The organism is Cupriavidus gilardii, from assembly GCF_013347325.1.
GTDB lineage: Bacteria > Pseudomonadota > Gammaproteobacteria > Burkholderiales > Burkholderiaceae > Cupriavidus > Cupriavidus gilardii.
The window spans coordinates 2,033,592-2,047,894 of sequence record NZ_CP054624.1; the positions used below are offsets into that span (position 1 = coordinate 2,033,592).

The following is a 14,303-nucleotide window of genomic DNA, read 5'->3' on the forward strand; positions in this document are numbered from 1 at the left end:
ACGGCCCTGTCACGGCCGCGCTACGGCCCGGCTGCCGCGGCGGCTCAGGCCGCCTGCAGGTCCTCGAGCGGTCCGAAGAACTCGAAGCGCAGGCGCTCGGGCGCAATGCCCAGCGCGCGCCCGTCGGCATAGACCGCGCGCATGAAGGCCTTCGGCCCCAGCAGATAGAGATCGACATCGCGATCGGCGGGCAGCCGGTTCGCCAGCAGCTCGCGCGTGACGAAGCCAACGGCGTGCGGGTCATCCCCGGGCCGCGGCGTGTCGTAGACGTAGCAAACGCTCACATTGTCGTGATTGGCGGCGATTGTATCGACGCGCTCGCGAAACGCATGGACGCCGCCGTGCCGCGCGGCATGGATGAAATGGATCGGCCGGCCCGCCGGCGCCGCCGCCTCGAGCATGCTGATCGCGGGCGTGATGCCGACCCCGCCGGTTACCAGCACCAGCGGTCGCTCGTTGGCCGCCGGCTCCAGCACGAAGTCCCCGCAGGGTTGCAGCGCCTCGAGCACATCGCCGACCGCGGCATGGTCGTGCAGCCAGTTCGACGCGCGGCCGCCGGGTTCGCGCTTGACGCTGATCCGGTACCACGGCTTGCCCGGCGCATCGGACAGCGAGTAGTGGCGACGGGTCGGCGCCCCGTCGATCGTCAGCAGCAGCGTCAGGTACTGGCCGGGCCGGAACGCCGGCAGCGCACCGCCGTCTGCCGGCTCCAGGTAGAACGAGGTAATGATCTCGCTCTCCTGCACCTTGCGCGCAATGCGCAGGCCGCGCGTGCCGCGCCAGCCGCCGGGCTGGGCCGCGTTGTCGCGGTAGACCGCCTCCTCGGCATCGATCAGGATCTTCGCCAGCACGCCATAGGCCTCGCCCCAGGCGCCGATGATCTCGTCGGTCGCCGCTTCGCCCAGCACGTCGCGGATCGCCTGCAGCAGGCAGCCGCCGACGACCGGGTAGTGCTCCGGCTGGACGCCCAGTGCGGCGTGCTTCTGCACGATGCGCGGCAGCGCGCCGGCCAGCGCGTCCAGCTGGTCGACATGGCTGGCGAAGGCGAGCACCGCGCCGGCCAGCGCCCTCGCCTGCGTGCCGTGGACCTGGTGGGCCTCGTTGAAGAAGGCCTTCAGCTCGGGATGCTGGCTCAGCAGCAGCCGATAGAAATGTTGCGTGATCGCTTCGCCGTGCTGCTTCAGCACGGGCACCGTTGCCTTCACCAGCGCGATGGTATTCGGGGACAGCATGAAAAACGCTCCTGTGATTGGACGTCAATGGGTACCCGTACTCATATCAAGCGCCGTGCCAGGGACAACGACCGGCGCAAGCCCTTGATTTCCATGGCATCATGGCGGGAAGTTGTCGAAACGACCACGCCACCATCGAGGTCACAAAGACCTCATCGTTGTCCACATGACCACAAACCCCGATTTCCCGACGCTCGCCGACGACGGCCGCTTCCGCCAGTTGCTGGCCGCCGTCCGCGGCATCGTCCATTGCGATGCCGCGGCCCTGCTGCGGCTGCAAGGGCAGGTACTGGTACCGGTCGCCGTGCACGGCCTGAGCGACGATGCGCTCGGACGCCGCTTCCCCGTGTCGGCCCACCCGCGGCTCGCGCAGCTGCTCGACAGCGAGGAGGGCGTGCGTTTCGCCGCCGACTGCGGCCTGCCGGATCCCTACGACGGCCTGATCGAGGGCCAGCCCGACATCCTGCCGATCCACGACTGCATGGGCGCGCCGCTGCATTGCGGCGGCCGGCTGTGGGGCCTGGTCACGCTGGACGCGCTGCGGCCCGGCGCGTTCGCCGACATCTCGGCGGCCCAGATGCAGGCCGTGGTGACGATGCTCGAATCGGGCATCGAGGCCGACGAGACGATCCGGGCGCTGGCCGAACGGGCGGCGCGCGAGCGCGAGATGAGCCGGGCGCTGCAGGCCCGCGGCCAGCCACGCGAGCTGATCGGCAAGAGCGCGGCAATGAAGCGGCTCAAGCAGGAAATCGACACCGTGGCCGGTTCGGATCTGAGCGTGCTGATCCTGGGCGAGACCGGCGTCGGCAAGGAGCTGGTGGCCCAGCGGCTGCACGACCGTTCCGCCCGCCGCGAACGGCCGCTGGTGCAGATCAACTGCGCGGCGTTGCCGGAGACGCTGGCCGACAGTGAGCTGTTCGGCCACAAGCGCGGCGCGTTTACAGGCGCGGTGCAGGACCGCGTCGGCAAATTCGAGCTGGCCGACGGCGGCACGCTGTTTCTCGACGAGGTCGGCGAGCTGCCGCTGCCGGTCCAGGCCAAGCTGCTGCGCGTGCTGCAGAGCGGGGAAGTGCAGCGGCCCGGCAGCGACCGGCTGCTGCGCGTCGATGTCCGCGTGCTGGCGGCGACCAACCGCGACCTCGGCAAGGCGGTCGCCGAGGGGCGCTTTCGCGCGGACCTGTACCACCGGCTGTCGGTCTATCCGCTGCGCGTGCCGCCGCTGCGCGAGCGCGGCCGCGACGTGCTCGCGCTGGCCGGCGGCTTTCTCGAGGAAAACCAGCACCGTCTCGGGGCACGCAACCTGCGGCTGGCGCCCGACGCGGCGCTGGCGCTGATGGCGTATTCATGGCCAGGCAATGTCCGCGAACTCGAACATCTGATCAGCCGGGCGGCGCTGCGCGCGCTGGCCGAACCGCGCCGCGGCGCGCGCTGGATCGCGATCGAACCGCGCCACCTGGGCCTGGACAGCGGCGCCGGCCGGCTGGCGCACGGCACCGAGGAGATCGCCCACCACGGCCGGGCCGCCCCGGTGCAGCAGAACGACGGCACAGCCCCGGGCTTCGAGCCATCGCCGCCGGCAAGCGCACCGCGGGCCGGCCCGCTGCCTGCGGGCGGCACGCTGCGCGAAGCGACCGACGAATTCCAGCGCCGCTGGATCGAAGCCGCACTGGCGCGGCACGGCGGCGCCTATGCGGCCGCCGCGCGCGAGGCCGGCATGGACCGCAGCAACTTCCACCGGCTGGCGCGCCGGCTGGGCGTCGCGCCCGAGACCCCGCTGCAGGCGCGGGCGGGCCGCCGCACCGATCCGCACTAGCGCATCCCGATCCGCCGGCCCTGCCCTTCACCACGAGCGGCGGCCAAGGCATACTTGGCCCTGCGAGCCGTTCGCCTGCCTGCACTCGCCGATCTCGACGGCCCGGCCAGAAAATTTTCTGTCGGCTGTCCCTGTGCAAACGCCGACTAGCGCCAATACTAGAGATCGGAGGCGCGCGGCCCGTAGTGCGCAATGACGCTTCGATCGACCACCCATAGCACCGGAAGCGAACCGTGTCGCGTCGTGTCTGGCCTATCGTTGTCCTGCTGGTCCTGGTTGGCGGCGCCTGCTATTTCGCCGCCCATCTGATCGCCGACGAGGTTCGCACCTCGCGGTGGCAGGCGCGCTATTTCCACGATTGGGGCCAGCGCCTGACCTACACGATCGCGCCCGGCGCCAGCGACCGCATCCGCTTTCCCGACGCCGGCCCCTACGACATGCGGCTCGGCTATGCGCGCATTCCGCACTACACCGAGCTGCTGGAAGCGCGCGGCTTCGTGCGCGAGCATCAGGCGCGGATGTCCCAGGCGATGCTGGAATACCTCGAACTGGGCCTGTACGCGCCGTATCGCGAAAAGACCCGCGCCGGACTGGCGCTGCTCGATTGCAACGACCGCAGCGTCTCGGTGCAGCGCTTTCCCGAACGCCAGTACCAGGACTACCGCGAAGTGCCGCAGGTGCTGGCCAGCTCGCTGCTGTTCGTCGAGAACCAGGGGCTGCTCAATCCGGAATATCCGACCCGCAATCCCGCGCTCGACTGGCGCCGGCTCTCGCGCGCGGGCGTCGACCAGCTGTTCGCCATCGTCGACCGCGAGCGCGATACGCCGGGCGGCAGCACGCTGGCCACGCAGATCGAGAAATATCGCCATTCGCCGCACGGACGCACGGCGTCGATCTCCGAGAAGCTGCGGCAGATGGGTTCGGCCTCGGTGCGCGCCTATCTCGACGGCCGCGACACGGTGCGCGCGCGCGAGCGCATCGTGGTGGACTACCTGAATACCGTACCGCTGTCGGCGCGCAATGGCCGCGGCGAAATCCACGGCATCGGCGATGGCATGTACTACTGGTACGGCGAAGACTTCGACGAAGCCAACCGGATGCTGCACGAGATCGAGCAGAAGCCGCCGACGCCGCGCGAGGCGCAGGTCTTCAAGCAGGCGTTGTCGCTGATCATCGCGCAGCGCCGCCCCTCGTACCATCTGCGCCGCTACGACACCAACCTGGAGCCGCTGACCGACAGCTATCTGCGCCTGCTGGCCGGCGCCGGCGTGATCTCGCCCCGGCTGCGCGACGCCGCGCTGGCCGCGCGGCTGGACAAGGCGCCGATCCCCTCGCTGCCGCCGGCCGATCCCTTCGTCACGCGCAAGGCCATCAACCAGGTACGCGCCGATCTGTCGCGCCTGCTCGGCGTGTCGAGCCGCTACGATCTGGACCGGCTCGACCTGACCGTCGCCAGCACGATCAATACCGAAGCGCAGCGCCAGATCACCGCGACGCTGATGAAACTGCGCGACAAGCAGGGGGCGCGCGAGCTCGGCCTCTATGGCCACAACATGCTGCGCGACCATGACGATCCGTCGAAGCTGGTCGCCAGCTTCACGCTGTTCGAGCGGGTCGGCAATGCCAGCTATCTGCGCGTGCAGGCCGACAACATCGACCAGCCGTTCGACCTGAACAGCGGCGCGCGGCTCAATCTCGGCTCCACCGCCAAGCTGCGCACGCTGGTGACCTATCTGGAGATCCTGGCCGAGCTGCACGACCGCCATGCCGGCATGACGCGCGCCGAGCTGGAGCGCATCCCGGTCTCGCCGCAGGATGGGCTGACGCGCTGGACGATCGACTGGCTGCTGAAGAATCCGAACGGCGATCGGCGCGCGATGCTCGAGGCCGCGCTCGAACGCAAGTACGCCGGCGGCGCCGGCGAGGCGTTCTTCACAGGCGGCGGACTGCAGACCTTCACCAACTTCGAGCGCTCGGCCAGCGTGGCAAGCCTGACGGTGCGCAAGGCCTTCCAGCACTCGGTCAATCTGGTGTTCATCCGCATGATGCGCGACATCGTCCGCTACGAGGTCCACCGCGCGCATCCCGATGCCAGCGAGCTGCTGGCCGATCGCGATGCGCCAGGCCGCCGCAAATGGCTGGAGCGCTTCGCCGACGAGGAAGGCAGCCAGTTCCTGGCCGGCTTCTACCGCAAGTACAACGCGCTCGACAAGGACGGCCGCATCGCGTTGCTGCTGCAACGCGTGAAGCCTGTCGCGGTGCGCGTGGCAGTGGCCTTGCGCAGCGCCGATCCGGCCATGGACGAGGCCACCTTCGCGCGGCATCTGCGCGCGAAACTGGGCACGAAGCTGGACGACGAGGACGTGTACGCGCTCTACGACAAGTACGGCAAGGACAAATTCTCTCTGAACGACCGCGGCTACCTGTCGCGCATCCATCCGCTCGAACTGTGGTTGATCGACTATCTGGACCACCACTCCGAGGCCGATCTGAAGCAGGTGCTGGAGGCCAGCGCCGATGTCCGCCAGGAGGTCTACACCTGGCTGTTCCGCACGCGCAGCAAGGCTGGCCAGGACAACCGCATCCGCATCCTGCTCGAGCGCGATGCGTTCGAACGAATCGGCGAACGCTGGCGCCGGCTGGGCTATCCGTTCGATACGCTGACGCCCTCCTATGGCAGCGCGGTCGGTGCCTCCGGCGATCGTCCGGCGGCACTGTCGGAGCTGGCCGGCATCCTGCTCAACGGCGGATTGCAGCCGTACACCGAGACCGTGCGCTGGCTCGACTTCGCCGCCGGCACGCCCTACGAAACGCGCTTCGTGCTGCGGCCCGGACAGCGCAAGCGGCTGTTGCCGGAGGACGTCGCCGAACTCGCGCGGCGCTCGCTGCTGGACGTGGTCGAGGGCGGCACCGCGCGCTCGGCGCAGGGCGTCTTTCCGGCCGAGCGCGGCATGGCGCTTGGCGGCAAGACCGGCACCGGCGACCACCGGCACATGGTGTTCGGCCGCGGCGGCTACGTGATCGCATCGCGCGCGGTCAGCCGCTCCGCAACCTTCGTGTTCACCATCGGCGAGCGCTATTTCGGCACCGTCACGCTGCATGTACGCGGCCCCCACGCGGCGCGATACAACTTCACCAGCGCGCTGTCGGTCAAGCTGCTGCGCGGGCTGGCGCCGACCATCGTCGCGATGGACCCGCAGGCGGGTCCGGCAATGCTGGCCTGCACCGGCGGCTGAGAGCGCCAGGCGCGGAGCCGCCGTGCCAATGGCGCGGAGCTCCGATCGCCTGCGCACGGTTGACGCGATCTGTTCGCTGCCCCACCAATTCCCCGCTGCGCCGCGCCCGAAACGTCGCGCCGCGACTTTGCCCGCCCCGCCCCTGCGCTTACCATCAAGCAAACGACGAGCATCGGCATCCGCCGAGACGCAGGCAGAAAATACGTCGCTGTGGAACGGGGGCACCTTGGGCAGCTATATCGAAGACTACTGCGCGCGCATCCGGCAGGGCGGCGCCAACGCCGTCATCGCGCATCCGGTCGTCGTCGACAACGACGGCACCTACGTGATGCACTACGTGCCGTTCGAGCACGTCAACGCGACGGCACGCCTCGTGCTGGTCAGCACGACACCGGGACACATGCACCTGCGGCTCGCCGCCGAACTGACCGAGGCGCTGCTGCGCGCGCATGCACCGGGCCGCATCGTGCAACTGGAGAACAAGCGCCAGATCGAACTGGGCGGACCGCTGGTCAGGCCCAACCTGATCCGCATGCTCGATCATTTCGGCATCCCCGCGCTGGTCGGCGCCGAACGCGCGCCCGCCCTGTGGGAGGACGGCTTTCACCTGCTGCAGCCGCTGGCCCTGCTGCCGCAGGCGACGATGCGCCGCGGCCTGGCCTTCGATGGCACGCTGGAAGCGCTGCTTGCCATACCGATGCTGCGCCGCGCGTTCGAGTCGCAGTTCCTCGAGCGGCTGACCCGCGTCCGCGACGATGCCCTGTTTCTGGCGCTGGGCCGCACCGCGTGGGCGGGGCTGTGCCATGCCGCGGAAACGGGCGCGATCGGCGCCGGCCAGCTGCTCGGCATGATGCCGGTGCCGGCGCGCGCCGGCAGCATGGTGCGCTATTTCCTTGGCGAGATCAGCGCGGCGAAGCTCTCGCCCAGGGATCCGGTCAGGCACCGCACCGCCTGGCTCGACGCGGCGCGGCGCGAATTGATCGAGAACGTGCGCCGCCATCGGCAGGCGCAGAGCGGCACGATGACGGGGACCACCACCGGCACCACTACCGGGACCACTACCGGGACCACTACCGCGGCGGCATGAACCCCGGACCGCTGGATACCCCGGGGCGCTACAGCGTCTGCGTGCCGCTGACCGGCCGCAGGTCACGCGCGGCCTGCGCGGCCAGTTCGAAGGATCGCAGCCGCGCGCGGTGATCGTAGATCTGCGCGGTCAGCATCAGCTCGTCGGGACGCAGATCGTCGACGAAGCGCTGCATGCCCTCGCGCACCGTATCGAGGCCGCCGACCACCGAACAGGAAAGCGAGCGGCGGATATGGGCGGCCTCGGTCTCGTTCCACATCGATTCGATATCGTCGACCGGCGGACGGATGCGCCCCGGCGTGCCGCGCACCAATGCCAGGAACTGCTGCTGCAGCGAGCTGAACAGCCGCGTCGCCTCGGCGTCGGTGTCGGCGGCGAACACGTTCAGGCCCAGCATCACGTAGGGCCGGGACAGCGCCTCGGACGGCCGGAAGGTCTGCCGATACAGATCGACCGCCTGGCGCATGAAGCCCGGCGCGAAATGCGAGGCAAAGGCGAACGGCAGGCCCATCGATGCCGCCAGCTGCGCGCTGAACAGGCTCGAGCCCAACAGCCACAGCGGCACCTTCAGGCCGGCCCCCGGTACCGCGCGCAGCCGCTGCCCGGGCCGCGGCTCGTCGAAATAGGCCTGCAGCTCCTCGACGTCCTGCGGGAAGGTGTCGGCGGTATCGTGGGTGGCGCTGCGGCGCAGGGCGCGGGCGGTCAGCTGATCGGTGCCCGGCGCACGGCCCAGGCCCAGGTCGATACGGCCCGGAAACAGCGAGGCCAGCGTGCCGAACTGCTCGGCGACCACCAGCGGCGAATGGTTGGGCAGCATGATGCCGCCCGAGCCGACCCGGATGGACGAGGTGCCGTTGGCAACGTAGCCGATCAGCACCGCGGTGGCGGCGCTGGCGATGCCGGGCATGTTGTGGTGCTCGGCCAGCCAGAAGCGGCGGTAGCCCCAGCGCTCGGCGTGCTGCGCGAGGTCCAGCGAATTGCGCATCGACTGTGCGGCGTCGCTTCCCTCGGGAATCGGCGACAGATCGAGCAGGGAATAGGCAGTGGTGGGAGCGGTCATGCGGGAAAGCGGTGCGGGAACGGTTATGGCCGGACATGCGGCGATCGAAGGCTCGTCGGCACTTCGACCCGGATGCACGCCGCGGCGCCGCCAGGGCGCAGGCCGCGGCGGCGATCGAATTGGAACGGCAACTATAGCCGTTCTCTTCCCGCGTTGTCGGAAGGGTCTCCCGCCCCGATCGATGCCGCGCCTGCCCCTTCAGGCCGCCAGCACAGGCTTCCGATGCAGCTGGTTCCAGGCGTCGATCCCGCCCAGCAGCGCCCAGGTATTGGCATAGCCGGCGGCCCGCAGCCGCTCGGCCAGCATCGCGGCGGACAGCTCGTTGGGGCAGGCGCAATAGACGACGATCTCCACCGCAGGCGGATGTTCGGCCAGCAGGTCCAGCGGCGCATCGGGATCGACCGGCAGCGCACCGGGGATGCGCTCGAGCGCAGCGCTGCCCGGGGCGCGCACGTCCAGCACCAGCGGCAGGCGGCCGTCCTGGCGCCGCGCTTCCAGTTCGTCGACGCTCATGCGCGGAATCAGCCGGGTGCGGCGCAGCAGCCGGACCCGCTTCCACCAGCGCCAGACGATGAACAGCGCGAGCGCCAGCAGCGCCAGCATCAGCGCCAGATGGCCATAGGTGCCGAAAGCGTCCAGCACGGCGTCGATCGCATCGCTGAACGCGGCGCCGATCATCAGCGCGCCGCCGGCCCAGACCACCGCGCCCAGCGCATCGTAGAACAGGAAGACCGCGAACGGCGTCGCCGTCATGCCTGCCATCGCGGTCGACAGCGCGCCCGCGCCCGGCAGCAGCTTGGAGAAGATCAGCGAGCGCGGGCCGAGCCGCAGATACAGCGACTGCGTCTGCCGGATACAGCTGTCCTGCGACAGCGAGACCTTGCAGATGGTGCGCAGCATCGGCTGGCCCAGGCGCCGGCCTGCCACGTACCACAGCGAATCGGCGATCAGGCACGCCACCACCACGGCGCCCAGCACCGCGCCGATCGACGGGCCGGTCTCGCGCATGCCGAGCGCCCCGGCCACCAGCAGCAGCGGATAGGCAGGCACCGGCAGGCCGGCCTGCTCGATCAGCACGTTCAGAAATACCAGCGTCAGTCCATGCTGTTCCAGCAGGACCTGCAATTCGCCCACGGCGGTCTCCCGGTCAATGATCGAAGGCGCGATGATTCGCGATATGGACGGAGTTTGCCAGCATCGCGGCCACCGTGGCCGATCCTGGCCTGGACGATCGTTTCAAAATCTCTGAATGTCGGATGCGCGCGAGCGCTCGCCCTGCGCCGCAAGCCGTGGCAAGATGGCGCCGAAGCGGCTCGGACCCGCCGGCCGCTCGCAACTGGGAGATGCGTATGCTGTCATTCCTCGGTACGGTGATCGTCGGCCTGATCGTCGGGCTGATCGCCAGGGCGATCAAGCCTGGCGACGACAAGATGGGCTGGATCTTGACCATATTGCTCGGCATAGGCGGTTCGCTGATCGCCGGATATGTCGGCCAGGCGCTCGGCTGGTATCGCCCCGGGGAGCCGGCCGGCTGGATCGCCTCGGTGATCGGCGCGATCGTGCTGCTGGTGATCTACGGGCTGGTGCGGCGCAGAGCCTGACGCCTGCCCGACGGGCGGGGCCGTCGGCGGCCCCGCTCATCTTTCCCATCGTTCCTTTGCGCCCCGGCCCCGCTGCCGGACTCGCGCTCCGCTGCTCCCGGTACGCTGCGTCCGCAGGACAGTGCCGACGCTAGCAAGACATTCCCATCCGCCGCAGCGCCTCTTCGATCCCCGCCAGTGCGGCGAGCATGCCCGCACCGATCGCCTCCTTGCGCAACGCCATCAATTCGGCCTGTAGTCCGGTACGGCCGCCGTCCGCCGCGCCGCGGCCCAGCGCCGCCAGCACACGAGCGCGCCGAATCTGGAATTGCGCCCACGGAAACGGCTCCGGCCGCGTATAGGCCTGCAGCGCGTCGGCATAGCGGTCCGCTTCGTCCCAGCGGCCATTGCGCAGCGAGACTTCCATCGCGGCTTCATAGAGATCGAGATGGCAATGGCTGACGCAGCTTTGTGCAAGGATCGCCTCGCCCTGCGCCAGCGCGCGGCGCTGCCTGTCCGGATCGCGCGAGGTGCGGGCGAGAAAGCCCAGGATCATCGGGCCGGAATAGCGCATGCCGGTGTCGCGGCTCAGGGCCAGCGCTTCGTCGAGCAGCTGCTCCGCGGCTTCCGGGTGTCCCTGGTTGCCGATGGCCAGCGCCCGCCGCCCTGCCAGTTCGGCCTCGAAGCGGCGCGCGCCCAGCCGCCGGGCCAGCGCCAGCGCCCGTTCGGCATGCGCCTGCGATTTGGCCCATTCTCCGGTCTGCTGTTCCGTCGACGCCATCACGTCGTAGGCCAGCAGCTCGATGCGGGCATCGCCGATCCGGCGGGCGATGCGCAGGGCCTCGTCGCAACGCGCCAGCGCGGACGACAGCGCATGGCACAGGCTGTCGACCGCACCGACCATCGGCAGGTTCGCCCCTTCGATCCGCACGAAGCCGCGCGCGCGGGCCAGCTCGACGCAGCGGACGAAATGCGCGCGGGCGGTGACCATCCGTCCCTGCTGGTAGTAGGCATCGCCGAGGCCGCCGAGCGCGCGGGCCTCGCCCAGCGCCGAGCCGGCCGCGCCGGCGTGCCGCAGCGCGCGCTGGTGCGCGCTCAGGCAGGCGTCGATATCCCCCATCGGAAAATGAACGTTGCCGCGCAGCGATTCGATCTGCGCCAGCATGTCCTCGTCGCCGATCGCCGCGGCGCCGCGCTGCGCGTGCTGCAGGGCGATCAGCGCACGCTCGTAGCGGTCCAGCAGCCGCAGCGCCGAGGCCACGCCGAACCATGCGCGGGTGCGCTGGCCGTGGTCGCCGGCCAGCGCCACGGCGTGCTCGAAGGCCTTCAACGCTTCGGCCGGTTGCCCGAGGTTCAGCGTCAGCTCGCCGCGCAGGCAGGCCAGAGACTGCCGGATGGCGCCATCGCCGGCCAGCTGCAGCGCGCGCTCGACCAGGCGCAGCGCCCGCTCGTTGCGAAAGTGGCCCGCCTCGTGCCGCGCCGCGGCTTCGTAGGCCGCCGGAGCACCGGCATCGCTGGCTGCGTCCAGATGCTCGGCATGCAGCATCGGATCGCGGCCTTGATACCAGTCGGCGGCGCGCCGATGCAGTGCGAGCCGGCGCGACTTGAGCAGCGACGCGTAGACGGCCTGATGGATCAGCGCGTGCATGAACAGATAGTCTTCGCCCTCGGGCCGCAGCAGCGCGTGCCGCACCAGCGCATCACAGGGGTCGCCGGCCGTGCCGAGCAGGTGGCGCAGCGCCGCCGGAGAGAAGCGCTGGCCCAGCACCGCGGCCGCCTGCAGCGCCTGGCGATGCGGCTCGGGCAGACGGTCCATGCGCGCCAGCACGATGCTCTGCAGCGTGCCGGGCAGCGCGTCGGCGTCCGTATCGGGCGCCGCGTTGCGCAGCAGCTGATCGAGAAAGAGCGGATTGCCTTCGGCGCGGCGGATGCAGGAGTCCGCCAGCTGCTCGTCGACATGGCGATAGCGCGTCGCCAGCTCGCGCGCCTCGGCATCGTTCAGCGGCCCCAGGTCGATCGTGGTCAGCGACGCGCTGCCGGCGGCCGCGCGCCAGCCGCTGTCGAGCGGATCCTGCTCCGGCCGCACGGTCATCGCCAGCACCAGCCGGCAGGTGCGCGTCGCGGCCGCGATCCGGGCCAGGCAATCGAGCAGCGCGCGCTCGGCCCAGTGCACGTCCTCGACGACGATCAGCAGCGGCTTGAGCGCGCTGCGCCGGGCCACCTGCGCCAGCACGAAGCGCTGCACGCCGCGCTGGCGCGCGCCGGCATCCATCGCCGCCAGCGCCGCGGCCTGCGCCTCGGGCTGCGGTACGTCGAGCAGATCGAAGGCAAACGGCACGTCGTCATCGTCGATGCGGCCGCCGGCGACGGCCTGCGCAATGACGGCGGCACGTGCATCGACGCCGGCGCAGGCATCGATGCCGAACAGTCCGCGCACCAGCACGCGCAACGGGTCGCCCGACGTACCGACGCCGAAATCGAGCACCAGCGCGCGCAGCGCTTCCATGCCGTGCTCGCGCCCCAGCGCGACGAAGCGCTCGGCGAGCCGGCTCTTGCCGATGCCGGCTTCGCCGCGGATCACGACCACGCGGCCCTGTCCCGAGCGCAGGCAATCGCCGGCGACGCCGGCCAGTTGCACCAGTTCGGCCTGCCGCCCGACGAAGGCGTGCTGCGGCGGCGTCTCGGCGGCATCGAGAAACCGGTGCACACGCCACAGCGGTATCGGCTCGGCGATGCCCGGCATCGACACATCGGTCAGGTGCTCGACCTCCAGGCGCCCTGGCAAGGCCAGATAGACGCGGTTCGACACCACGGTCTCGCCGGCCTGCGCGTGCTCCATCACGCGCGCGGCAACGTTGACCGGCGGACCGGTCAGCGTCATGGCGCCCCCGTTCGAGGACGCGGCGGCGAACAGTACCTGTCCGCTGGCGACGCCGACCCGCACCGCCGGCGGCGTCGCGCACTCGGGGCACAGGCGGCGCACGCCGTCGTGCAGGCCGGCGGCGACGTGCATCGCGCGTTCGGCATCGTTGCCATGCGCCACCGGCACGCCGAACACGACGGTCAGCCGCGCGCCGATCTCGTCGGTCACGGCGCCGCCACACGCGGCCGCGAGCGCCCGCGCCCGTTCGCGCCAGCGGATCAGCAGGCCGTGGAGCTGCTCGGCGTCGAGGCCGGCGGCATGGGCACCGATATCGTCGACGCTGGCGACGACGACCACGGCATGGCGCGGCTCCGGCGTCCTCGGCGCGGGCGCCGCGGCGGCGGAGCCGGGATCCGGCGGCGCGATCACCGGACCGGTGCCGGCGGGCGCGTCCCGCGCTGCCGGTGCAGTGGGGGCCATCGGCGGCACCATCGACTGAACCATCGGCGGAACCGCAGGTGGCACCGCAGGTGGCACCGAGGGTGGCACCGCCGACGGCGCCGCCGAGGACTGCCGCCGCGCGCGCAGGATCTGCTGATGCAGCGCCTCGGTTTCCGCCTCGGGCGACACGCCGAGTTCCCGCTGCAGCGCGGTCCGGGACAGCCGGTATTGCTTCAGTGCCAGCGCCTGCCGGCCCTGCCGGTCGTACAGCCGCATCAGCGCGCGGTGCACCGACTCCTGCAGGGCATCGAGCGTCAGCAGGCGCGTGGCGCAGGCGATGGCACGGTCCAGCTCGCCGGCCTGTTCATGCCGATCGACCAGCCGCGCCAGCGCCTGCAGCGCCAGGCCGCGCAACCGCTCGCGCTCGACCGCGAGCCAATGGTCGAAGGTCGGCGCGGCGGCATCGAACCCTTCCAGCAGATCGCCGCGATACAGCGCGACCGCGGCCTCGAGCGCGTCCGGAGTGGCCGCGCGCAGATGGTCTTCGAAGGCCACCACGTCGACCGCGACGCCGCACAGCGCCACCCGGTCGGCATCGGACAACACCACCGGATAGCCCTCGACGGCCCGGCGCACCGCGCTGAGCGCCTGACGCAGGCTGGTACGCGCCTGTTCGGCATGGCTGTCGGGCCAGAGCAGCGCCGCCAGCTTGTCGCGAGGCTGCGGCCTGCCGTCGGCCAGCGCGAGATAGGCCAGCACCGCGCGGGCCTTGCGCGCGGACAGGGGAAGGGGAGTGCCGTCCGGCGAACTGAGCGTGAAGCCGCCGAACAGATCGAGGTGGACCGCCGCCATCGCTTGGTGTCCTTGCGGTTGCCGATGTCAGAGGCGGGCGCGGCGGCATCGGCGAGCGAAGCTGCCCTGAAAGCTCTTTTATAGGCCACGGATTGACGCAGCGCGGTACTGCCGCCCGAGAACTTTCACGCTTCTTTCA

General features: G+C 70.5%; 8 protein-coding genes. 4 read left to right on the forward strand and 4 right to left on the reverse strand.

Annotated features, from left to right (window positions below; all coding sequences use genetic code 11):
* Positions 1–44 precede the first annotated feature (44 nt).
* Positions 45–1,232: an NO-inducible flavohemoprotein gene (gene hmpA / locus FOB47_RS09175; protein WP_174780670.1), complete on the reverse strand. Its 1,188-nt coding sequence runs from the start codon at positions 1,230–1,232 to the stop codon at positions 45–47.
* Positions 1,233–1,398: 166 nt separating this feature from the next.
* On the opposite strand from hmpA, the gene norR reads away from it, so the two are divergent.
* The 3 genes from norR to FOB47_RS09190 all read left to right on the forward strand — a co-directional run bounded on the left by norR (position 1,399) and on the right by FOB47_RS09190 (position 7,368).
* Complete coding sequence (gene norR, locus FOB47_RS09180; protein WP_174780671.1) at positions 1,399–3,045, forward strand: nitric oxide reductase transcriptional regulator NorR; 1,647 nt, start codon at positions 1,399–1,401, stop codon at positions 3,043–3,045.
* Positions 3,046–3,278: 233 nt separating this feature from the next.
* The gene (locus FOB47_RS09185; RefSeq protein ID WP_174780672.1) at positions 3,279–6,281 is read left to right on the forward strand and encodes a transglycosylase domain-containing protein; all 3,003 of its coding nucleotides are present in this window, start codon (positions 3,279–3,281) and stop codon (positions 6,279–6,281) included.
* Positions 6,282–6,507: 226 nt separating this feature from the next.
* Positions 6,508–7,368, forward strand: coding sequence for a hypothetical protein (locus FOB47_RS09190; RefSeq protein WP_174780673.1), 861 nt, complete (start codon positions 6,508–6,510; stop codon positions 7,366–7,368).
* A 28-nt stretch (positions 7,369–7,396) separates the two neighbouring features.
* On the opposite strand, the gene FOB47_RS09195 is transcribed toward FOB47_RS09190, so the two are convergent.
* Both FOB47_RS09195 and FOB47_RS09200 read right to left on the reverse strand, forming a co-directional pair.
* Positions 7,397–8,428: an LLM class flavin-dependent oxidoreductase gene (locus FOB47_RS09195; protein ID WP_174780674.1), complete on the reverse strand. Its 1,032-nt coding sequence runs from the start codon at positions 8,426–8,428 to the stop codon at positions 7,397–7,399.
* 198 nt (positions 8,429–8,626) lie between these two features.
* Complete coding sequence (locus tag FOB47_RS09200; RefSeq protein ID WP_174780675.1) at positions 8,627–9,562, reverse strand: DedA family protein/thiosulfate sulfurtransferase GlpE; 936 nt, start codon at positions 9,560–9,562, stop codon at positions 8,627–8,629.
* A gap of 215 nt (positions 9,563–9,777) precedes the next feature.
* Here FOB47_RS09200 and FOB47_RS09205 point away from each other — a divergent pair, with 215 nt between their 5' ends.
* Positions 9,778–10,029 carry a GlsB/YeaQ/YmgE family stress response membrane protein gene (locus tag FOB47_RS09205; protein WP_006577258.1) on the forward strand — a complete coding sequence of 84 codons (252 nt, stop codon included), beginning with the start codon at positions 9,778–9,780 and terminating at the stop codon, positions 10,027–10,029.
* Between the two features lie 130 nt (positions 10,030–10,159).
* On the opposite strand, the gene FOB47_RS09210 is transcribed toward FOB47_RS09205, so the two are convergent.
* Complete coding sequence (locus tag FOB47_RS09210) at positions 10,160–14,164, reverse strand: ATP-binding protein (protein ID WP_174780676.1); 4,005 nt, start codon at positions 14,162–14,164, stop codon at positions 10,160–10,162.
* Between the last annotated feature and the right edge of the window lie 139 nt (positions 14,165–14,303).

Coding starts and splice junctions, on each gene's coding strand:
- hmpA (WP_174780670.1), bottom strand. CDS start 1,232: ATGCTGTCCCCGAATACCATCGCGCTGGTGAAGGCAACGGTGCCCGTG.
- norR (WP_174780671.1), top strand. CDS start 1,399: ATGACCACAAACCCCGATTTCCCGACGCTCGCCGACGACGGCCGCTTC.
- FOB47_RS09195 (WP_174780674.1), bottom strand. CDS start 8,428: ATGACCGCTCCCACCACTGCCTATTCCCTGCTCGATCTGTCGCCGATT.
- FOB47_RS09205 (WP_006577258.1), top strand. CDS start 9,778: ATGCTGTCATTCCTCGGTACGGTGATCGTCGGCCTGATCGTCGGGCTG.
- FOB47_RS09210 (WP_174780676.1), bottom strand. CDS start 14,164: ATGGCGGCGGTCCACCTCGATCTGTTCGGCGGCTTCACGCTCAGTTCG.